This is a genomic window from Occultella kanbiaonis, assembly GCF_009708215.1.
GTDB lineage: Bacteria > Actinomycetota > Actinomycetes > Actinomycetales > Beutenbergiaceae > Occultella > Occultella kanbiaonis.
On record NZ_CP046175.1, the window covers coordinates 5,474,699 to 5,495,681 of the forward strand.

The 20,983-nt window shown below is 72.4% G+C and carries 20 protein-coding genes; 11 read left to right on the forward strand and 9 right to left on the reverse strand.

The features are described from left to right. Positions 1-222: 222 nt before the first annotated feature. Positions 223-1,623 carry a dihydrolipoyl dehydrogenase gene (gene lpdA, locus GKS42_RS25115; protein ID WP_154796320.1) on the reverse strand — a complete coding sequence of 467 codons (1,401 nt, stop codon included), beginning with the start codon at positions 1,621-1,623 and terminating at the stop codon, positions 223-225. 110 nt (positions 1,624-1,733) lie between these two features. Here lpdA and GKS42_RS25120 point away from each other — a divergent pair, with 110 nt between their 5' ends. Continuing rightward, positions 1,734-2,972: an Nramp family divalent metal transporter gene (locus GKS42_RS25120; RefSeq protein ID WP_210769267.1), complete on the forward strand. Its 1,239-nt coding sequence runs from the start codon at positions 1,734-1,736 to the stop codon at positions 2,970-2,972. A gap of 139 nt (positions 2,973-3,111) precedes the next feature. Next, a complete protein-coding gene (locus tag GKS42_RS25125; protein ID WP_154796321.1) occupies positions 3,112-3,570 on the forward strand; it encodes a GNAT family N-acetyltransferase in 459 nt (152 codons plus the stop codon). Between the two features lie 31 nt (positions 3,571-3,601). Here the strand turns inward: GKS42_RS25125 and GKS42_RS25130 are convergent, their stop codons facing one another. Continuing rightward, positions 3,602-4,249 carry a hypothetical protein gene (locus tag GKS42_RS25130; RefSeq protein WP_154796322.1) on the reverse strand — a complete coding sequence of 216 codons (648 nt, stop codon included), beginning with the start codon at positions 4,247-4,249 and terminating at the stop codon, positions 3,602-3,604. A 688-nt stretch (positions 4,250-4,937) separates the two neighbouring features. On the opposite strand from GKS42_RS25130, the gene GKS42_RS25135 reads away from it, so the two are divergent. Further along, on the forward strand, positions 4,938-5,201 hold the full coding sequence (locus GKS42_RS25135) for a hypothetical protein (RefSeq protein WP_154796323.1): 264 nt from the start codon (positions 4,938-4,940) through the stop codon (positions 5,199-5,201). On the opposite strand, the gene GKS42_RS25140 is transcribed toward GKS42_RS25135, so the two are convergent. The 4 genes from GKS42_RS25140 to GKS42_RS25155 all read right to left on the reverse strand — a co-directional run bounded on the left by GKS42_RS25140 (position 5,198) and on the right by GKS42_RS25155 (position 9,088). After that, on the reverse strand, positions 5,198-6,877 hold the full coding sequence (locus tag GKS42_RS25140; RefSeq protein WP_232847838.1) for an ABC transporter permease: 1,680 nt from the start codon (positions 6,875-6,877) through the stop codon (positions 5,198-5,200). The genes GKS42_RS25135 and GKS42_RS25140 overlap by 4 nt on opposite strands. Before the next feature lie 3 nt (positions 6,878-6,880). Beyond that, positions 6,881-7,786, reverse strand: coding sequence for an ABC transporter ATP-binding protein (locus tag GKS42_RS25145; RefSeq protein ID WP_232847839.1), 906 nt, complete (start codon positions 7,784-7,786; stop codon positions 6,881-6,883). Positions 7,787-7,790: 4 nt separating this feature from the next. Continuing rightward, positions 7,791-8,480 carry a TetR/AcrR family transcriptional regulator gene (locus GKS42_RS25150; protein WP_232847840.1) on the reverse strand — a complete coding sequence of 230 codons (690 nt, stop codon included), beginning with the start codon at positions 8,478-8,480 and terminating at the stop codon, positions 7,791-7,793. Positions 8,481-8,632: 152 nt separating this feature from the next. Continuing rightward, the gene (locus tag GKS42_RS25155) at positions 8,633-9,088 is read right to left on the reverse strand and encodes a DUF6069 family protein (RefSeq protein ID WP_154796325.1); all 456 of its coding nucleotides are present in this window, start codon (positions 9,086-9,088) and stop codon (positions 8,633-8,635) included. Positions 9,089-9,266: 178 nt separating this feature from the next. On the opposite strand from GKS42_RS25155, the gene GKS42_RS25160 reads away from it, so the two are divergent. The 4 genes from GKS42_RS25160 to GKS42_RS25175 are packed head-to-tail and all read left to right on the forward strand — an operon-like array spanning position 9,267 to position 12,194. Beyond that, positions 9,267-10,436 carry a sensor histidine kinase gene (locus GKS42_RS25160; protein WP_154796326.1) on the forward strand — a complete coding sequence of 390 codons (1,170 nt, stop codon included), beginning with the start codon at positions 9,267-9,269 and terminating at the stop codon, positions 10,434-10,436. Further along, positions 10,424-11,143 carry a response regulator transcription factor gene (locus GKS42_RS25165; RefSeq protein ID WP_210769268.1) on the forward strand — a complete coding sequence of 240 codons (720 nt, stop codon included), beginning with the start codon at positions 10,424-10,426 and terminating at the stop codon, positions 11,141-11,143. The genes GKS42_RS25160 and GKS42_RS25165 overlap by 13 nt, the downstream gene beginning before the upstream one ends. 20 nt (positions 11,144-11,163) lie before the next feature. Next, positions 11,164-11,808, forward strand: coding sequence for a hypothetical protein (locus GKS42_RS25170; protein WP_154796328.1), 645 nt, complete (start codon positions 11,164-11,166; stop codon positions 11,806-11,808). After that, positions 11,805-12,194, forward strand: a complete 390-nt coding sequence (locus GKS42_RS25175; protein ID WP_154796329.1) for a YchJ family protein — start codon at positions 11,805-11,807, stop codon at positions 12,192-12,194. The genes GKS42_RS25170 and GKS42_RS25175 overlap by 4 nt, the downstream gene beginning before the upstream one ends. A gap of 41 nt (positions 12,195-12,235) precedes the next feature. On the opposite strand, the gene GKS42_RS25180 is transcribed toward GKS42_RS25175, so the two are convergent. Beyond that, positions 12,236-12,925, reverse strand: coding sequence for a response regulator (locus GKS42_RS25180; RefSeq protein WP_154796330.1), 690 nt, complete (start codon positions 12,923-12,925; stop codon positions 12,236-12,238). Continuing rightward, positions 12,922-14,085, reverse strand: coding sequence for a sensor histidine kinase (locus GKS42_RS25185; RefSeq protein ID WP_154796331.1), 1,164 nt, complete (start codon positions 14,083-14,085; stop codon positions 12,922-12,924). The genes GKS42_RS25180 and GKS42_RS25185 overlap by 4 nt, the downstream gene beginning before the upstream one ends. 156 nt (positions 14,086-14,241) lie before the next feature. Here GKS42_RS25185 and GKS42_RS25190 point away from each other — a divergent pair, with 156 nt between their 5' ends. From GKS42_RS25190 to GKS42_RS25200, 3 genes are all read left to right on the forward strand, one after another. Next, positions 14,242-14,925 (forward strand): hypothetical protein, encoded by a 684-nt coding sequence (locus tag GKS42_RS25190; RefSeq protein WP_154796332.1) that lies wholly within the window; start codon positions 14,242-14,244, stop codon positions 14,923-14,925. After that, positions 14,922-16,676 (forward strand): multicopper oxidase family protein, encoded by a 1,755-nt coding sequence (locus GKS42_RS25195; RefSeq protein ID WP_154796333.1) that lies wholly within the window; start codon positions 14,922-14,924, stop codon positions 16,674-16,676. The genes GKS42_RS25190 and GKS42_RS25195 overlap by 4 nt, the downstream gene beginning before the upstream one ends. Before the next feature lie 211 nt (positions 16,677-16,887). Further along, positions 16,888-18,615 carry an HNH endonuclease signature motif containing protein gene (locus GKS42_RS25200; protein WP_154796334.1) on the forward strand — a complete coding sequence of 576 codons (1,728 nt, stop codon included), beginning with the start codon at positions 16,888-16,890 and terminating at the stop codon, positions 18,613-18,615. A gap of 97 nt (positions 18,616-18,712) precedes the next feature. Here GKS42_RS25200 and GKS42_RS25205 read toward each other — a convergent pair whose 3' ends face one another. Continuing rightward, a complete protein-coding gene (locus tag GKS42_RS25205; RefSeq protein WP_154796335.1) occupies positions 18,713-19,327 on the reverse strand; it encodes an SACE_7040 family transcriptional regulator in 615 nt (204 codons plus the stop codon). Positions 19,328-19,406: 79 nt separating this feature from the next. Here GKS42_RS25205 and GKS42_RS25210 point away from each other — a divergent pair, with 79 nt between their 5' ends. Beyond that, positions 19,407-20,978, forward strand: a complete 1,572-nt coding sequence (locus GKS42_RS25210) for a carboxyl transferase domain-containing protein (protein ID WP_154796336.1) — start codon at positions 19,407-19,409, stop codon at positions 20,976-20,978. Positions 20,979-20,983 lie beyond the last annotated feature (5 nt).

A 20,983-nucleotide genomic window follows, 5' to 3' on the forward strand; every position in this document is an offset into this window, starting at 1 on the left:
CTCCGCGCGGTGTTCGTCGTCTTCGATGACCTTGACCGTGCGTGATCGGCATTCACCAACTCGCACCGACGGTGCGAGGCAGGCGGCCGGCTGCCGAAGCCGTGGCACCATCATGCCTCGCGGCGTGGCCGGACGGCGACGAACGCGCGCAAACCCCCGGTCCGATCGCCCGGGACCGGGGGTTTGCGCGCACTCGACTCAGGCGGTGGGGCGTCAGCGAAGTCAGAAGTTGATCATGTGCCCGGTCAGCCCGTGGAAGCCCTCCTGCAGCGCCTCGCTCAGCGTCGGGTGCGTGTGCACGTTCCTCGCCAGCTCGTTCGCGGTGAGGTCCCACTTCTGCGCGAGCGTCAGCTCGGGCAGCAGCTCGGAGACGTCCGGGCCGATGAGGTGCCCGCCGAGCAACTCGTTGTACTTCGCGTCGGCGACGAGCTTCACGAACCCGGTCGGCTCGCCCAGACCGTGCGCCTTGCCGTTCGCGGTGAACGGGAACTTCACGACCTTGACGTCGTAGCCCTCGTCCCGGGCCTGGGCCTCGGTGAGGCCGAAGCTGGCCACCTGCGGCTGGCAGAACGTGGCGCGCGGCATCATCCGGTAGTCGCCCAGCTCCAGGGTCTCGGCGCCCGCGATGGTCTCGGCGGCGACCACACCCTGCGCCTCCGCGACGTGCGCGAGCTGCAGCTTCGCGGTGACGTCACCGATCGCGTAGATGCCGGGCACGTTGGTGCGCATCCGCTCGTCGATCGCGATCGCGCCGCGCTCGGTGAGCTGCACGCCGGCCCGCTCCAGGCCGTAGCCGTCCACGCGCGGGGCGAACCCGATCGACATCAGGACCTTGTCCGCGACGAGCTCGCCGGCGTTGCCCTTGGCGTCGGTGTACGTCACCTTCACCGAGGAGCCGTCGTCGGTGACGGTCTCGACCTTGGTGGAGGTGAGGATGTTCACGCCGAGCTTCTTGTAACTCTTCGCGATCTCCTTGGAGACCTCGACGTCCTCGTTCGGCAGCGCCCGGTCGAGGAACTCGACGATGGTCACGTCCACGCCGTAGTTCTTCAGCACGTAGGCGAACTCCATGCCGATCGCGCCCGCGCCGACGATCACGATCGAGGAGGGCAGGTCGCGGGTGAGGATCTGCTCCTCGTACGTGACCACGTTCTTGCTCAGCTCGACACCGGGCAGCAGCCGCACGGTGGAGCCGGTGGCGATGATGACGTTGTCGAACGTGATCTGCTCGGTGCCGCCGGAACTGAGCTCGACGTTCAGGGTCTTGCCGTCCGCGAAGGAGCCGAGCCCGTCGTACTCCGTGATCTTGTTCTTCTTCATCAGGAAGTGGACGCCCTTGACGCGACCGTCGGCGACGTCGCGGCTCCGGTCGAACGCCGCACCGAAATCGAAGCTCACCTCACCGGTGATCCCGAAGGTGGAAGCCTGATGGTTGAAGATGTGGGCCAGTTCCGCGTTCCGCAGCAGCGCCTTGGACGGGATGCAGCCGACGTTCAGGCAGACACCGCCCCAATACTGCTTCTCCACGATCGCCACGCTCTGCCCGAGCTGCGCCGCGCGAATGGCAGCCACGTATCCGCCGGGTCCGGCGCCGAGAACAACAACGTCATAGTGTCCAGTCACCCTCCCAACCCTAGTCGGACACGGCGCGGATGGAGTGAGCCGTTGGTCACACCCAGGGACCCGTTGTGGGCTAAAGTTCGGACACCCGAACTTTTCACCTGGAGGTGCTGGTGGCCACCGCGACCACTGACAAGCAGGCCAATGCCCGACGGCGTCACCTGCTTCCGCTGCTCGGCCCCGCCTTCGTAGCCGCGGTCGCCTACGTCGACCCGGGGAACGTGGCCGCGAACCTCACCGCCGGCGCGCGGTACGGGTACCTGCTGCTCTGGGTGCTGGTCGCGGCGAACCTGATGGCCGTGATGGTCCAGTACCAGTCCGCGAAGCTCGGGCTGGTCACCGGCGCCACGATGCCCGAGCTGCTCGGCCGCCGGCTGCGCCGCAAACCGCGCCTCGCGTACTGGGCGCAGGCCGAGCTCGTCGCCGCGGCCACGGACCTCGCCGAGGTGATCGGTGGAGCGATCGCACTGAACCTGCTGTTCGGGCTCCCGCTGCCGTTGGGTGGGCTCATCGTCGGGGTGATCTCGATGCTGATGCTCCTCGTCGCCGACCGGCACGGCCAGCGCCGGTTCGAGTCGGTCATCGTCGCGCTGCTCGCCGTGATCACCGTCGGGTTCGTCGCCGGCCTGTTCGTCAACCCGCCCGACGGCGGCGAGATGGTCAGCGGCCTGGTGCCCCGCTTCGCCGGCGCGGACAGCGTGCTGCTGGCGACGTCGATGCTGGGGGCCACCGTGATGCCGCACGCGATCTACGTGCACTCGGCGCTGGCCCGGGACCGGCACGGCAAGGCCGAGGGGAGGCTCCCGACGCTGCTCCGGGCGACCCGATGGGACGTCGTCGCCGCGCTCGGGGTGGCCGGGTGCGTGAACATCGCGATGCTGCTCCTGGCCGCGTCCAGCCTGCAGGGGGTACCCGGGACGGACACCATCGAGGGCGCACACGCCGCCGTCACAGACGCACTCGGCCCGGCGATCGGCATGGTGTTCGCGATCGGGCTGCTCGCGTCCGGGCTCGCGTCCACGTCGGTCGGCAGCTACGCCGGGGCCACCATCATGGCCGGTCTGCTGCATCGCCGGATCCCGGTGCTGGCCCGGCGCGCCGTGACGCTGGTGCCGGCGCTGATCCTGCTCGCCGCCGGCGTGGACCCGACCTGGGCGCTGGTGGTCTCGCAGGTGGTGCTGAGCTTCGGGATCCCGTTCGCGCTGGTTCCGCTGCTGCGCCTGACCTCGGACCGCACGTTGATGGGCGAGTCGGCGAACGGCCCGGTCATCCGGTGGCTGCTGACCGGCATCGTCGTGGCCGTCGTGGCCCTCAACCTGGGTCTGATCGTGCTCACGCTGACCGGCGGCTGACTCCGGGGCGCGGGACCGAGGCCTGCAGCCTCCCGCGGGATGGTCGACGGATCAGGATCCGTGCCCTCGGACGCACGCTCGGGGTAACGTTCAAGGCATCCGGTCGCTCGGTGACCCCGATTCCCCGCGGAGGTAGGACATGACCACGTTGGTACGCGTCGAATGGACCGACAACGACCTGCAGCGGCTCGTGACCGCGCAGGAGGCCGAGGTGATCGAGCGGTACGGCGACGAGATGGCCGCGCAGCCCCTCGAACCGGGAACGGTGTCCGTCGGCCTGCTGGTCCGCGACGACGCCGGCGTGGCCGTGGGCTGCGGAGTTCTGCGCGATCCGGCGCCTGCGTTCCAGGCAGGTACCGCCGAGTTGAACCGGATGTACGTGGTGCCCGAGCAGCGCCGCAAGGGCCTGGCCAAGGTGATCCTGCGCGAGCTCGAGGCGATCGCCGTGCAGCGCAAGGTCACTCAACTCGTTCTGGAGACCGGAGTCCTGCTCGAGGAGGCCATCGGGCTCTACTCCTCCGAGGGCTACCGGATCATCGACAACTACGAGCCGTACGAGGACTCCGAGGACTCGCGCTGCTTCGCGAAGGCGCTGTAGTTCGCGGGTCGACGCCCGCGAGCTCGACCGCTCAGTAGGGGCTGCGCAGCGCCAGCCGGTTCGTGGTGATCAGCAGCCACACCAGGCAGAGGATGCGCCCGCCCGTGGCCACGATGCCCCACGGCACGATCGGGAGCGCGAGCAGCCCCATCACCGACACCACGGCGGCGACCACGCCGAAAACCCGTTCGGGCGGCGCGTAGGCCCGCGACCGGGACAACGCCAGGACGTACAGGCCGAGCGTCGCCACGTGCACCGGGCCGCCGACCACGGTGAGCGTCGAGTGCAGCAGGTGCACCGCACGCTCGCTGCCCATCGCGCCGGAGAACGCCAGGGCGAGCCCAGCGCCGGCCGCGATCGCCAGGCCCGCCACGGCGGCGAGGTGGGCCAGCCCGAGCCGCCGCTCGGACGGCACCGCGCGCGGGACCACCAGACCGAACACCAACAGGGCGCCGGCCGCGATCAGGTACAGGCCACCGATGGCCAGGAGTAGTTCGTCGTGCGCGCGCAGGAACTCCAGGGCGCCGTCCGAGCGGGGCCGCGGAATCGACCGGCCCGACACCCAGTTCGCGAGGCCCGCCTCCACCACGCAGGCGAGGGTCAGCACGACGGCGCAGATGAACGCGGTCACCGCCGCTCCGCGCTGCCGCGGGCGGAAGGCCTGCTCCTGCTGCCTCATGACCCGCACGTCCTCGCTCTCGACATTCGGGACCGGCCTCGGCGCCGAGCCTCACGACACCGGAGTCCGCGGCGCCCGCTCCCACCGTAGAGGGCGGCCGGGTCCGGAGGCGAGCACCGACGGGGAGCGCCGGGCACGGCGGCGCACTGCCGAGCGGACCTTCCGACGACGGCGCCCGAGCAAGCCGGCGACGAACGGTGCCGTCGGGTCAGTGGGGCAGGATCGCCTCCGCCGCGGCGAGGTAGGCGTCCGGGTCGAAGTCCTCCAGCAGCGCGCGCTGCGTGCCACGGCCGACGAGGCCCAGCCCGGCGCCCTCGAGCTGATCCCCGTGATCGACCGGGAGGCCGCCGTGGCGGCCGTCGAGGCCCGTGAGGTCTACGGCGCCGTGGTCATCGGTGAGCAGCCTGAGGTCCTCACCTCCCGCTCGTGCTCGGCGGCCTGGCCGGGGGCGTCGCGATCTCGCTCGGCGTCGCGGGCCCGCTGCGCCGCGTCGTCGCGGTCGTCGCCTACGCCGGCGCGGGCGGCCTCCTGCTCACCGGCGTCCTGCAGAGTTGGTTCGGCTCACTCCAGGGCGACTGGTGGCTCAACGCCGGCGTGATCGCCCTCGCCCTCGCCGCGATCGCGGCCCCGATCACCGGGTTCGTCGCGCTCCTGGGTCGCGCGGGGGGTCGCCCTCGGGGTCGTGCTCATGATGCTCGTCGCGAACCCGATCTCCGGCGTGGCCGTCCCGCCCGAGTTCCTCCCGTGGCACTGGGGCGCGATCGGCCAGTGGTTCCCGCCCGGCGCGAGCGGCACCCTGCTGCGTGATGTGTCCTACTTCCCGGCGGCGGACGCCGGCGCGGCCTGGCTCGCGCTCGGCCTCTGGGCCGGAGTCGGCGCACTGCTGTCGTTGGCCGGGCACGTCCGAAGCGCGGCCGGCCCCGCGAACGCCGCGACCGCCGTCGGGCACTAGTTCGAGCGGATGTCCCGACGGCGGACCCCGAGCAGGCCGGCGACGGTCAGCACCGCACCGATCGCCGTGAGCGCGAGGAGAGGACCGGCGTCGGCCGCCTCGACCGGCACCGTGGGCGTGCGGTCCACCGGCGAGAGGCCGACGAGCACGCCGGGCAGGTTGAGCAGGGCGCCCACCCAGCCAACGAAGACGACCCACGCCACGCCGGCCCAGGCCAGCCCGGCGAACGCCGGCACCAGACCGAACAGCGCGAGCGCCAGGCCGGCCATCACCAGCACGGCGGGCAGGTACGCCAGCGCGGCCCCGACGAGCCGCACCGTGGCGTCGGCGGACCCGGTCGCGGCCTGCACGCCGAGGCCGAGACCGAACCCGGACAGCACCAGCATCACGATGGCCGCCACCATGACGACGCCGAACCAGCTCGCGACCCAGCCGAGCCGGGACGCTCCGGTGGCCAGCACGCCCTCACCGCGCCCGGCCTCCTCCTCCGTCCGCAGCCGCAGCACCGCCCCGACGGCGAACGCCCCGACCCCGAAGATGAGGTAGGACAGCATCGCGGCCGCGAACGCGTCGATCAGGTCGCCGCTGCCGATCCCGATCCAGGCACCGAGGTCCGGGACCTCCGCGAGCATGTCCTCGAGCGAGTTCGCGAGGCTGCCGAACGTGATCCCCATCAGCACCAGGCCGATCGCCCAGCCGATGATCGTGCCGCGCAGCAGCCGAAGGGCGAGGCCGGGTCCGCTCAGGAGCCCACGGCTCGCGACCGCCCGGCCGCCACGCTCCGGGCGCAGGCCGGCGCCGAGATCCCGGTGCCGCGCGAGCCGCACGGACACCGCGAGCAGGACGACCGTCAGCGCGAGCGAGAGCCCAAGCGGCCACCAGCGCAGGTCGACGAAGAGCCGGGTCTGCTGGGCCCACGCGAGCGGCGAGAGCCAGGACAGCCAGGACCCCTGCGCGTCGATCACGTCGCCGACGCCACGAGCCAGGAAGGCGGCCGCGAGGACCACCATCGCCATCCCGGTCGCGGCCCGGGCGTGCGCGGTCACCTGGGTCGTGACCGAGGCGACGGCGCCGAACACGAGTCCGGTGACCGCCGTCGCCAGTCCCATCGCGAGGCTGCTCGCGGCCGCCAGGCCACTGCCGAGCAGCGCGAGCGCCGTCCCGGCCCCGATCACGGCGTTCACCGCGGCGACATGGACGAGGGCCGCCGTCGCCGGCGCGTAGTGCCCGACGGGCAGTCCGCGCAGGAGCTCGGTCCGGCCCGACTCCTCCTCGGACCGGGTGTGCCGGACGGTGAGCAGGATGCTCATCACCGCGACCGCCACGAACAGGCTCAGACTCAGCTCGTTGGCGACCATCGCGCCGAGCGTGTAGTCCTCGAGGCCGAACGCGGGCCCGGTCATCATGACCGCGGACGGGTTCGTGAGCAGAGCCGCGCGGGCCTGCCGGGCCGCCTCGTCCGGATAGGCGACCTCGAGCGCGGGCACGGTGGCCGCGACGGTCCCGACGATCGCGACGAACCAGATGAGGATGCGGACCCGGTCGCGCCGCAGGGCCAGCCGCAGCAGGTCCCCGGTACCGGCCCACGGTTCGCGCACCGACGTCCCTCCCCGGCGCTGCCCGCGGGGCGCGCGGTGTGCGGCGTGGCGGTGGTCGGTGACCGTGGTCGCGGTCATGGCTCAGACCCGCGCTTCGACGGTCTCGTCGCCGTAGTGGCGCATGAACAGTTCCTCGAGCGACGGCGGTGCGACGGTCAGGTGCGACACGCCCGCCTCGGTCAGCACGGCCAGTACGGCGCCGATGTGGGCGTCGTCGACGTCGAACCGCAGCCGTGAGTCCTCTGCTACGAGGTCGTGCACGCCGGGCAGACCGGCCAGGCGGGCCGGATCCGCTGCCGTCGACGCGGTCACCGACGAACGGGTCAGGTGACGCAGGTCGGCGAGCGTGCCGGTCTCGACCGCGCGGCCGGAGCGGATGATCGTGACGGTGTCACAGAGCTTCTCCACCTCCGCCAGGATGTGGCTGGACAGCAGCACGGTGCGCCCTGCCTCGCGCAGGGCGCGGACCTCGTCGGTGAAGACGGCCTCCATCAGCGGGTCCAGCCCGGAGGTGGGCTCGTCGAACAGGTACAGCTCGGCGTCCGTGCACAGGGCGGCCACGAGCGCGACCTTCTGCCGGTTCCCCTTGGAGTACGTGCGTGCCTTCTTCGTGGGGTCCAGCTCGAACCGTTCGAGGAGGTCGGACCGGCGGGCATCGCGCCGTGCCGACCCGGAGTGGATCCGGGTGAGCAGGTCGACGACCTCGCCTCCGGTCAGGTTCGGCCACAGGCTCACGTCACCGGCCACGTAGGCGAGGCGGCGGTGCACGGCGACGGCGTCGCGGAAGGGGTCCATGCCGAGCACGGTCGCAGTGCCCGAGTCCGCGCGCAGCATGCCGAGCAGGACCCGGATCGTGGTCGACTTCCCCGCGCCGTTCGGGCCGAGGAAGCCGGCCACCTGCCCGGTCTCGACCGTCAGATCGAACCCGTCGAGCGCGCGAGTGGTGCCGAACGTCTTGACGAGGTTCTCGGTGCGGATCGCGGTCATCTGTCTACCTTCCATCTTCCGGTTCGGTGGCCGGGGACTCGCCCGGCAGGCTGGCGGCGAACGCGTCCAGCAGGCTGCGGTCGACGAGCAGGCCCTCGGTGTAGAGCTCGAGGCTCGGCACCGTGATCTCCTCGGTGTAGGCCTGCAGGAGGCCCGCGAGCGCGTCCAGATCGAGACGGTCCCGGGCCGCCGGCATCCGGAGCAGCAGGGCGCCGAGACTGGACTCGACGACGTACCGCGCCCGGGCCTTCGGCGCCAGGCTCGGCCGGATCGAACCGTCCGCCACCCCGGCCTCGAGGTAGTCCGCGGTGGCGGCGACCATCCTGTCCACGAACGCGGTCAGCACCGGTCCGCCGTGCTGCAGGAGGCGCAGCATGTAGCCGACCATGGCACTGTGCTGACCGAGGCCGGACAGCCACGCCGCCGCCGTGCTCGCGCCGCCGTCACGCAGCAGTTCATCATCGGCTCGGAACATCTCGTCCAGCACGAACTGGTCGCACGCCTCACGCAACCCGTCCCGGGAGCCGAAGTGGTGCAGGATCAGGCCCGGGCTGACCCCTGCGTCGGCCGCGATGGTCCGCAACGGTGCGGTGAGTCCGTCGGTCGCGAAACGCCTGACCGCCGCGTCGCGGATGCGAGCGCGGGCGGTCAGGTCATCTACGGACCGGTCCGAACCGGTCGTGGTTGAACGCACGTTCAGGATGCTACACGCGCATTCAACGGTCGTCCACCTGGCGACGCCCGGCCGGGTGTCCTGCTACGGCTCATGGCCGCCGCGGGCCGCAGGAACGCACCCGGACGCGCGTGACAGTGCGGACCCACGTCCGCCCGCACGGTCAGCACCGGTCACCTCCCGCGGTTCGTCCGGGTGGCTCCGCGCACCGGCAGCAGCCCGATCAGCGCGGCGCCGACGCCCAGGTGCATGGCGCCGAGGGTGAGGGCAGCCTCCAGCGACTGCGCCTGCCCGACCGGGCCGAGCAGGGAGACCACGGTGAACGCGACGGCGATCAGGACCCAGAGCTTCGGGGCGCCCGCCGTCAGCCGCTCGAGCAGGGCAAGGGAGCCCCATCCGGCGAGGCCGGCGACCACGCACGCGACGATGACCGAGCCGAGTCCGATCTGCGTGGTCGCCTCGGCCATGGTCACCGACAGGTCCACGCCGCGGCCGGGCACCGCGATCAGCCAGGTGCCCACCCCGACGGCGGTGGCGACCCCGACCGCGAGGGTCCGGCGCAGCCGGCGCGCCGAGGTCGACATCCTGGATGTTGCGGTGGTGGCTGGGGGCGAGGTCGTGGTGCTCATCTCGGATCACTCCTTCGGTGACGTCGGTGCCGCACGGTGCGGCCACCGGTTCCACCGTCGCGCCAGCGGGGCGCCGCCGGTACCGGCCGTGGGTCCACCCGGGCCCGGCCGTCGGGCGGGAGGGGTACCGACCTTCGGCCGTATCCGCCGCGGCCCGCCGATTCCTACGCTGAAGGCCATGAGGACACTGCACGATGTCTGCGCCGTCGATCCGCGGCGTCCGCCGCGGGAGGTCACGGCCGTGATGATGGTCGGGCTGGCTGCGCTGGCCGGCCTGACCCTGGTGAGCATGATCTCGAACGCGTCGTCGACGGCGTTCGTGGTCCTGGACGTCGGCGTCGCCGTGGCGTCGGTGTTGTGCGTGCCGCTGCTGGCGCGCCGGCCGGTGCCGGGCGCCGCCGCGCTCGCCCTGTTGGCGACGTTGTCCCCGATCGCGACCACCGGGTCCACCATGGGCACGTACTACGTGGCCCGGAACGCCCCGCTGCCGGACGCCGTCGGGATCGCCGTGATCGGGTTCGGCGCCAACCTCGTGCAGTTCCTGTGGCGGCCGATGCCGGGTATCGACACCTTCTGGTTCGTGCTCCTCGACGCCGCCGCGCACGCGGCTCTGCTCGGCGTCGGCGCCCTGTTCCGCTCCCGCGAGCAGCTGATCAGATCCCTGCTGGAGCGGGCCGCCCTCGCCGAGGCGGACCGGGATCGGCACGCGGACGAGGCCCGGCTCGCCGAGCGGTCCCGGATCGCCCGGGAGATGCATGACGTGCTGGCCCACCGGCTATCGCTGCTGGCCACGTACGCAGGTGCGCTGGAGTACCGGCCGGACGCCCCGCCCGAGCAGGTCGCCCGGGCCGCCGGGGTGCTGCGCACGGGCACCCACGAGGCCCTCGAGGACCTCCGTGAGGTGATCGGCGTGCTCCGCCTGCCCGACGGCGACGGACCCGACCGGCCCCGGCCGCAGCCCGACGTGCCCGAGATCGGGCGGCTGATCGCCACGGCGCGCGCCTCGGGCATGGACATCGCCTACTCCGCCGGCTACGCGGACCCGACGAGCCTGCCCGGTGCAAGTGCACGGACCGGCTACCGGATCGTGCAGGAGGCCCTGACGAACGCCCGCAAGCACGCACCCGGCGCCCCGGTGCGGGTGCGCGTGGCCGGCGAGCCGGGCGAGGGCCTGAACATCGAGGTCAGCAACGACGCCGCGACCCGGTCCGCCGACGCGACGCTCGTGGGCTCCTCGGCCGGCCTGATCGGCCTGGCCGAGCGGGTCGACCTCGCGCACGGCCGGCTCACCCACGGGCCGCACGCCCAGGGTTTTCGGGTCGTCGCCTGGCTACCATGGCCACGGTGACCCACAGCGCGCAGCCAGGAACGCAGGGATCAGGGCCGGAGCGCACGCTCCGGGTCCTGCTGGTGGACGACGACGCACTCGTCCGGGCCGGGCTGACCATGATGCTCGACGGCACCACCGCGGCCGGGACCACGGTGCGGGTGGTCGGCGAGGCGGGCGACGGCGACGAGGTCCCCGATGCCCTCGCCGCGCATCCCTGCGACGTGGTCCTCATGGACCTGCGGATGCCGCGGGTGGACGGGATCACCGCGACCGAGCGGCTGCGCTCGGCCTCCGACGCGCCGGAGGTCGTCGTGCTGACGACGTTCCACACCGATGCCGAGATCGTCGGGGCCTTGCGGGCCGGCGCGAGCGGGTACCTGCTCAAGGACACGCCGCCCGCCGAGATCGTGACCGCGCTGGCCAGGGTGGCCGACGGCGACGCGGTGCTCTCGCCCGAGGTCACCCGGCATCTCATCGCCCGCACGGTCGGCGAGGTCGGCCCCCGGGAGTCCGCCCGCAAGCGACTGGACCGGCTCAGCGAGCGGGAGGCGGAGGTGGCCCGCGAGATCGCCCGCGGCGCCACGAACGCGGAGATCGCGGGCGCGCTGTTCCTGTCGGTGGCCACCGTGAAGGCGTACGTCTCGACGGTCCTGACCAAGCTCGGGGTGGGCAACCGCACCCAGATCGCGCTGCTCGTGCACGACGGCGGGTGGCTGGAGGCGTAGGGGTCTGGCAGGTTGGGTGCATGGACCGCTGGGAGACCTTCCGCTCGGGGACCGCGAGTTCGCCCGAGGCGCCCGACGGCGCCTTGCACCGCACCTTCGACGACCTGGTCCTGCGGACCCGGGTCGCGTTCCCGCTCGCCGGCGGCGCCCACTACCGCGCCGAGTCCGTGATCCGGTTCGCCCACGGCGCGCGCACGTGGGAGTCCGCGACGTTCCGGTCCGAGCCGGATGGACGGCACTCGAACGTGGACCGGGTGAGCGCGGGCCTGGACGCGGACACGATGCCGAGCTACGGGGAGTTCGTGCTGCTCGCGGACCTGATCGCCTCCGGTGAGCCGGCCGTGCGCTACATCCGCCTCGATGACTCCGACCCGGTCGGCGGCGCCGATCGGGCCACGCTCGAGCGGCAGGGCACCGAGACCGTCACCCCACCCGGTGGCACCCCGCTCGAGGCGAGGCGCTACGGCGTGGTGGTCGATCGCGAGCAGATCGGCACGCACTGGGTGGTCGAGGGAAGGGTCGAGCTGAGCGACTGGAACGGCGCCACCTCGGTGCATGTCGACTCCGCGGCGACGGCCCTGGCCGGGCTGCCCGACGCCCTGCTCGCGTTCCTGCGCGAAGGGTTCGGCAGCGCCGAGCACCGCGGCAGGGACTCGAGCGGGTGAGTCTCGAACGGGCCTGCTCGTGCGGGAGCGGCGCGGCCTACGACGCCTGTTGCGGCCCACTGCACCGGCAGGAGCGGTACGCGAGCACCGCGGAGGAACTGATGCGGTCCCGGTACTGCGGGTACGCCGTCGGGGCCCTGGACCACGTGTTCCGGACCTGGCACCCGCGCACCCGGCCCGCGGAAATCGAGCCCACGGCCGGGTTGACCTGGCTCGGCCTGACGATCGTGGCCACCGACGCCGGCGGGCCGGACGACCGTGACGGCGTCGTCGAGTTCCGGGCCAGGTACTCCACCGTCGCGGGTCCGGGCGAGCTGCACGAGCGGAGCACCTTCACGCGGCGGGCCGGGCGCTGGGTCTACGTCGACGGTGACATCGACCCGTAGCCCGGTCGTCCCGACGAGGCAGCCCCGCCCGGCCCTCGAACTCAGTCCCAGCCCGGGCTGACCAGGCCGGACTCGTAGGCGAGCACCACGAGCTGGGCGCGGTCGCGCGCGTGCAGCTTGCTCAGCAACCGGCTCGCGTACGTGCGGGCGGTGGCCGGGCTGAGGAACAGTTCCGCCGCCACCTCCTGGTTCGACCGCCCACGGCCGATCAGCGTGAGCACCTCCCGCTCCCGCTCGGTGAGGGAGTCGAGCACGCCGGGAGCGGTCCGCTGCACCGGGGCGTCCGCGACCTGGCGCATCAGCGTCCGCGCCACCGCCGGGGAGAGTGTCGCCTCCCCCGCGGCGACCCTGCGGATCGCGGACCGCAGCTCCGACGGCGCAACGTCCTTGAGCAGGTAGCCGCTCGCCCCGGCGCGGATCGCCTCGAGGATGTCGGAGTCCTCGTCGAACGTGGTCAGCACGAGCACGCGGACGTCGGCCAGGCCTGGGTCGGCTCCGATGGCGGCGGTCGCCTCGATCCCGTCCATCTCGGGCATCCGTAGATCCATGAGGACGACGTCGGGGTGGGTGCGGCGGGCCTCGGCGAGCGCCTCACGCCCGTTGCCGGCCTGGGCGACGACCTCGATGTCGCCCTCGTGGGTGGCGAGCGCGAGCAGGCCCGCGCGGACCAGGGTGGAGTCGTCGGCCATGAGGACGCGGATCGGCGCGGGATCGCGGGCGGGCACCGTCATCGGTCCAGCCTCGCAGGTAGCAGCGCCCGAACGGCGAACCCGCCACCCTCGCGCGGGCCCGCGGTCAGGGTGCCGCCGAGCAGGGTGGCCCGCTCGGCCATCCCGGCGATGCCGTGTCCACCGCTCCCGGCCGCTTGCGCGGGAACGGAACCGACGCCGTCGTCGATCACGTCGAGGTGCAGCGTGCCGTCGGTGACCCGAGCGCCGATCTCGACCCGCTGCGCGTGCGCGTGCCGGAGCACGTTCGTCAGGGACTCCTGGACGATCCGGTACGCGGCGGCATCGATCGCCCCCGAGAGGGCGCCGTTCGAGACGTCGACGGTGGTCTCGACCGTCAGTCCGGCCTCGCGTGCGGGATCGGTGAGCCGGGCCAACCCGGCCAGTCCGGGGGCGACCGTGCCGGGGTCGCGAAGCAGCCGGACGGTCGCCCGCAACTCCCCCATGGTCTGCGCCGTGGTCGCCCGGATCTGGGCCACTGCCCGGTGCGCCGCCGCGTCGTCGTGGCCGATCGCCTCGTCCGCGACGTTCGCGTGCACGGCGACCACGGACAGCGTGTGGCCAACGACGTCATGGATGTCCCGGGCGATCTGCACCCGTTCGGTCTGCAGCCGCTGATCGGTGCGGTGCTGCTGCTCGGCGCTGGTGAGCGCCGCGATGCGCTCGGCCTGGGCCCGTGCCTGCCGCCGCGCTCGCACGCTCACCCCGAGCGCGATCGCGGCGGCGACCAGGGCGACGTTGGTGAGGAGCTCGTACCCGAGCAGGTACGCCGTCGGCTGGCCCTCGGCGATGCGGAAGTAGGCGGCCACGCCGGTCAGCAGGGCACTCAGCACGACGGCCCACCAGGTATGGCCCTGCTCGGCGGCGGAGTACAGCGCAGCGGAGGCGGGCAGCGCGATCCCGATCGGCGGGAAGCCGATGGCGTAGTAGACGAAGATGCCGACGACGGTGAGCACCAGGACCAGCCGTGGATACCGCCGTCGGCCCGCCATCAGCAGGCCGAAGCCGACGGCGAACAGGTACGCGGCAGCCGGGGCGGGGGCCGGGTCGATCCGGCCCGGATCGGCCAGGATCACGAGCGCGACGCCCATCGCGATGCCGACGCCGAGGAGCACGTCGAGGACCCGGGGGTCCACGTCGCCGGTCGGCCTGCCGGTTCGCATGGACCCCACCCTAGGAAGAAGTCCCCCTGGGGGACATCCCGCATCGGTCGCGGATCGGTGTCGCCTGGAGGCGACACCGACGGCCAACAACGTGCGACGGCCGCACGCGCCCGCGGGCCGATGTGCGCAGGGCCGCGAGTTCCTAGCGTCGAGGGCATGACGACAGAGCCCGAACGACACACCCCCGGCGCCACTGCGCCGGCGCCGTACCAGGCGCCGACCGCGGACGCGATGCCCACGAACACCGGCGGGCCGCAGCAGGCCGCACCGCACACGCCGCACACGCCCACGCCCACGCCCACGCCGAACATGCCCACGCCGATCACGCCGACACACGCCGACCAGGCCGGCACCCCGCACGCCGGAGCGCCCACGGGCTCCGGCTGGGTCGGCGCCGGGCAGTCCGGCACAGCCACGAGCCCCGGCCGGACCGGCCCTGCGCAGCCCGGTGATCAGGGGCCCGCCACGGCGCCGCTGTCCTGGGCGCTCATCATCGGCCTCGGCGCCCTGACCCTGCTCTGGCCGCTGACCGCGGCCACGCCGATCGCGGACCAGTTCGGCGGGCCCGAACGCGCCATCGCGGTGCGCTCGGTCATCGCGCTCGCCTGGATCCTGGTGGTCCTGCTCGCCCGGGTCGCCCGGCCGCTGGCGACGCTGACGCTCGCCGGGCTCGCTGCCGGCGTCATCACCGTCGGCGTCGACGTCCTGCTCTCCCCCGCAGGGCTGGGCAGCGGCCTGACCGCGCTCCCGTTCGCGGCGATCCCGATCCTCGCGACGCAGACCCTGTTCGGCGCCGTGACCGGCCTGATCGCCCTCGGCCTGCAGAGACTGACGCGATGACCGGGGCGACCACGCCGGACCGAGCGGGGCTGCGCCGTCGGGCGGCTGAGACCCCCGCATTGACCGGGGTGAACACGCCGGCCGGACGGAGCCCGCGCCGTCGGGCGGCTGAGACCGCCACACCGACCGAGGCGAACACGCCGTCCGGACGCAGCCCGCGCCGTCGGGAGGCAGAAGCCGCCACACCGACCGAGGCGAGCGCACCCGACCGACGGAGCCTGCGCCGTCGGACCCTGTTGCTCCTTGCCGCCGGGGCACCGGCGGTCGTCGCGGCCGGCAGCCTGGCCGCCTGCGGCGCGAGCGTCAGCCCTGTCACCGAGCCGTCGGCGTTCGACCGGCCGCTGACGATCCCGCCGCTGGCCGAGTCCACCGTGGCCGCGGACGGCACCCGCGTGTTCACCCTGGAGGCGCGGGAGGGGACCTCCCGGTTCCTCGACGAGGCGACGACCGCCACCTGGGGCTTCAACGGGGACTTCCTCGGCCCCACGCTGCGGGCCGAGCGCGGCGAGCGGGTCGCCGTCGAGGTCACGAACTCCCTGCCGGAGAGCACGAGCGTGCACTGGCACGGCATGCACCTGCCGGCCGCGATGGACGGCGGGCCGCACCAGAGCGTCGAGCCCGGCCAGACCTGGCGCCCGGAGTGGACGATCAACCAGCCCGGCGCCACGCTCTGGTACCACCCGCACCCGCACGGCCGCACCGAGCAGCACGTCTACAAGGGCCTGGCCGGCCTGTTCCTGCTCGACGACGGCGAGACCGAGGCGGCCGGACTCCCGAGCGAGTACGGGGTGGACGACATCCCGGTGATCGTCCAGGACAAGAGCTTCGACGACGGCGAACTCACCATCGATGACGGCGGCAACGAGGTGGGGCTGCTCGGGTCGACGGTCTTGGTGAACGGCACGATCGGGGCGGTCCTCGACGTCACCACCGAGATCGTCCGGCTGCGGATCCTGAACGGCTCGACGGCGCGGACGTACTCGTTCGGGTTCGACGACCGGTCGTTCACGCTCGTCGCCACCGACGGCGGACTGCTGCGGGCGCCCGTGGAACTGGACCGGATCCGCCTCTCGCCTGCCGAGCGCGCCGAGATCCTGGTCCGGATGGAGCCGGGCACCGAGACGATGCTGCACTCCTTCAAACCGGAACTCGGGCGGGTGGTGGTGCCGTTCGCCGTCGGCGGGAACGACGAGTTCGACGTGCTGCGGCTCCGGGCGGCCGAGTCGCTCGCGCCGTCCGGGGAGCCGGCGGCGGTGTTCACGGAGTTCGGGCTGGACGCGGCGACGGCCACCACGACCCGGTCCTTCGAGCTGCAGGACCGGGAGATCAACGGGCAGCTGATGGACATGGGGCGGATCGACGAGTCCGTGTACGTGGACACGACCGAGATCTGGGAGGTCCGCAACCAGGACCTGTCGCCGCACAACTTCCATGTGCACGACGTGCAGTTCGAGATCGTGGACATCGACGGCGACGCCCCGCCGCCGGAGCTGGCCGGGCGCAAGGACACCATCTACACCGAGCCGCAGCGGACCTACCGGCTGGTGATGCGGTTCGAGGAGTACACCGATCCCGCGATGCCGTACATGTACCACTGCCACCTGCTCCGACACGAGGACGAGGGCCTGATGGGGCAGTTCGTGGTGCTGGCACCGGGTGAGGTGGCGCAGCCGCCGGAGGGGACGTCGGCCGGCGGCGGGCCGGGCGGGGCCGGGTCGGGCGGGGCCGGGTCGGCCGGACACGACCACTGAGCCCACGCCACCGGCTGTGGATCGCCGGACGGGCCAGCTCAGGCTGTGGATGGAGTGTCATCGCGGCACCCTTCTCAAGGGCCGAGGTCCCGTCCGGCGCGCCTGATGCCCGGTCGTCCACATCGGCTTGACAGACCCTTGCAACCTCTGATCCGACGCGTAACGTTGCCATTGATCGCACGTACGTTCGACGGATGGGAGGTGACGATCGATGGACTGGACCACGGGACACACACCCGGCGAAGGGCGCCCGGAGGAGGACGGTGTCCGGCCGGTCGACGTCGCCTCCGACCCTCGGCGTGACGCCGACCTGTCCGAGCTGCTGGCCGGCTCTCTCGACGATCGACTCTTCGTCCTCGACGCCGTCACGGCCGCTCTGGCCGATGTGGACCGGCTCGACGAGCAGCACGAACACACCGGCCGGGCCTTGGGTGAGGCGAGCGTGCGGGCGCACCGGGACATCGAGATCCTGACCGGGCGGCGGTTGGACTGGCTTGCGGCGGAGAAGGCCGAGGGCATGTGGGACCTGTCCGGGCGCGTGCGTACCTACACCCAGCACGTGGCCCGCACCCACAAGATGTCCTTCGCTCGGGCCTCACGCGAGGTCCGGCTCGCCGAGCGGCTGAGCAACGACCTGCCCGAGGCCCGCGAGGCCCTCCGACGCGGGGAGCTGGGCGTCGAGCAGGCCGGGCTGATCGCCACCGTCGCCGCCTCCAGTGCCGCCCGCCGCGCGGCCCTCCGACTCCCCGCGCGCGGCCTCAGCCGGCCCGGCGACGCCGAGCCGAGCCAACCCGGCGACGCCGACCCGAGCCAACCCGGCGACGCCGACCCGAGCCAACCTGGCGAGACGGCCGAGGCCGACCCGACGGGTTCGGGTGCGCCTACGCAATCCGGTGCTGCCGGCGAGGCGGTCCTCGACGAGGACGCGACCGCGGAGTCGGTGATCCTGCACCTGGCGAGTACCGGGTCCTTCGAGGACCTGCGCGTGGTCTGCAAGTACTTCGCCGCGCTCTCCGACGCCGAGTCCGACGAACGCGGCTACAAGGAGGCCTGCGAACGCGAGTTCTTCGACCTGGCCTCGACCACCGGTGGGTTCCACCTCTCCGGGTTCCTGACCGAGGAGCACGGCCAACTGGTCAAGCAGACACTGGCCGCGCTCACGCCCGTCCCAGCCGCAGGAGACACCCGTAGCGCCAGCCAGCGCCGCGCCCAGGCCCTCGCCGACGGTGCCCAGCTGATCCTCAACCAGGGCCTTGCCGGCAAGGGCCAGTCCGTGCGGCCACACATGGGCGTGCTGATCAGCGCACCGGAGTTCGAACACATCGTCGCCACCAGCGCCATGCACGGTTGGGCAGGCGGCGACGCCACGTCCGTGCCCGCCTCCGACATCCCCGACTGGGCCCGCGCAGCCGACCCCGATGCCTGCGACGCGCGGCCCGTGTTCGGCCGTGACCTCCCACCCCTGCGGCCCGGCACCGGCGGTCTGACCAACCTCAAAGCCCTCGAGCACGTGGACTGGCGGGCGATCCTGTCCCAACCACCGGCCACCTGGGCCGACGGCACCGGGCCCGTTCCACCCTCCGTGCTGCGCAGGATCGCCTGCGGTGGCGAGATCTACCGCGTCATCTTCGGACCCGACTCCGCCGTGATCAACACCGGCAGGGCCCACCGCCGCTTCACCTCCGCCCAGCGCCGCGCAATGATCGCACGCGACCGGCACTGCACCTACCCCGGCTGCAAGGCCCCTCCGGCCATGTGCGAGGGTCACCACTCCAACGTCCACTGGGCCGCCGGCGGGAACACCGACCTGCCCAACGGCGCGCTGCTGTGCTTCTACCATCACCGCTTCGTGGACACCCACCAGATCGCCATGATCTGGCAGGGCAACGAGTGGGCCTTCTACACCCCCGACGGTGAGCGCATCGGCCCCGGGCCATGAGGCGCCGGCACGCCCGCCGGCGTGCCCGTGCCCACGCCCGCCGGTGGGCCCGCGCCCGGAGCTGACACCGCGGCTGACCGACCTCCTGTTCTGGACATCACCCCTGGACGGTCGTCGCCACGCCCGCCAGCGCCGCGAGAGCCATGGTGCGCAGCAGGGCTTCCATGTCGGCCCGGGCCAGCCTGGCACTGTGCGGCGTCGAGTTGATCAGCCCGAACACGGCGTGCGCCCCCGACCTCGCGGTGCGCTCCTCGACCTCGGGGTACAGCTCGCGGATCAGCCGGACCCAGATCTCGACGTACTCCCGTTGCAACCGGCGGACCTCGTCGCGCTCCGCCTCGGCCAGGCTGTCGAGGTCCCGGTACTGGATGGTGATCAGCGGGAGATGATCCAGAGCGAACTCGATGTGCCAGTCGACCAGGGCAGCAAGCGCGGCGGTCGGGTCCTCGGCTGCCTCGGAGCGCCGTCTGCCCTCGGACAGCAGGGTGGCGCTGATCGAGACCAGCATCTCGCTGAGGAGGGCACCCTTGCTCCGGAAGTGCCGGTACAGAGCAGGCCCGGAGATTCCGACCGCTGCGCCGATGTCGTAGATGGAGACGCCTCGGAAGCCGTGTCGGGCGAAGAGGTCCGCAGCCGCGGCGAGGATCTCCTCGCGTCGGGACCCGGCAACCACGGCACCGGACCCGGCGGCGGATCCCGCAGACTCGCTCATGCTCGGGAGTCTAGACGCGGAAGTTAGCGACTGCTAACGTCGACGTTATCGATTGCTAACTCGCGACAGGAGTGCCGTCATGGCGAAGGCCGGTCCGGTCACGACGCTCTCGTCACTCACCGCCGAGTTGCGCGACCGCCTGGCCACGGTCCGGACGGGCGGCAGCGAGTCCTCCCGCGAGCGGCACCTCGCTCGGGGCAAGCTGCTGGTCCGCGACCGGATCGACCGACTCCTCGACCCGGGTTCTCCGTTCCTCGAGCTCTCGCCCCTCGCTGCCTATGACCTGTACGGCGGCGAGGTCCCCTCTGCCGGGATCGTCACCGGCCTCGGCCAGGTGTCCGGGCGGACCTGCGTCATCGTGGCGAACGACGCGACCGTCAAGGGCGGCACCTACTACCCGGTGACCGTCAAGAAGCATCTGCGCGCCCAGGAGATCGCGGCGGCGAACCGACTGCCGTGCATCTACCTGGTCGACTCGGGCGGCGCCTACCTGCCATTCCAGGATGAGGTCTTCCCCGACCGGGACCACTTCGGCCGGATCTTCTTCAACCAGGCCAGCCTCTCCTCGCGTGGCATCCCCCAGATCGCCGCCGTGATGGGCTCGTGCACCGCGGGCGGGGCCTATGTACCCGCGATGTCCGACGAGTCGGTGATCGTGCGGAACCAGGGCACGATCTTCCTGGCCGGGCCGCCGCTCGTGAAGGCGGCGACCGGCGAGGTCGTGACCGCCGAGGAGCTCGGCGGCGGCGACGTGCACGCCCGGGTCTCCGGCGTCGTGGACCACCTCGCCGAGGACGATGAGGACGCCGTCGCCATCGTGCGGCGGATCGTGGCGACCTTCGAGCGCCCGGCGGACCCGTCGATCCAGCAGATCGCCGTCGAGGAACCGGCGAAGGACCCGGCAGCCCTGCTCGACCTCGTCCCGACCGATCCCCGCGTCTCCTACGACGTCCGTGAGGTCATCACCCGGATCGTCGACGGCTCCCGGTTCGCCGAGTTCAAGGAGCTCTACGGGCAGAGCCTGGTCTGTGGCTTCGCGCACGTGTGGGGCTTCCCGGTCGGCGTCGTGGCCAACAACGGGATCCTGTTCAGCGAATCGGCGCTGAAGGGCGCGCACTTCATCGAGCTGTGCAACCAGCGTGGCATCCCCCTCGTGTTCCTCCAGAACATCAGCGGCTTCATGGTCGGGCGCGAGTACGAACGCGGTGGCATCGCCAAGGACGGCGCGAAACTTGTCACCGCCGTCGCCTGCTCCGTCGTACCGAAGTTCACCGTCGTGATCGGAGGCTCCTTCGGGGCCGGCAACTACGGCATGGCCGGACGCGCCTTCGACCCGCGCTTCCTGTGGATGTGGCCGAACGCCCGCATCTCGGTGATGGGCGGCGAGCAGGCCGCGTCCGTGCTGGCCACCGTCCGTCGCGACGGCATCGCGGCGCGCGGCGGCGAGTGGCCGGCCGAGGAGGAGGCGGAGTTCGTCGCCGGCATCCACGAGCAGTACGAGCGGCAGGGCTCGCCCTACTACTCGACGGCGCGCCTCTGGGACGACGGCATCATCGATCCGCTCGACACCCGTCGGGTCCTCGGGATGGGGCTGGCCGCGGCCGCGAACGCCCCGATTCCGGAGCCTCGCTACGGCATCTTCCGCATGTGAGGCGC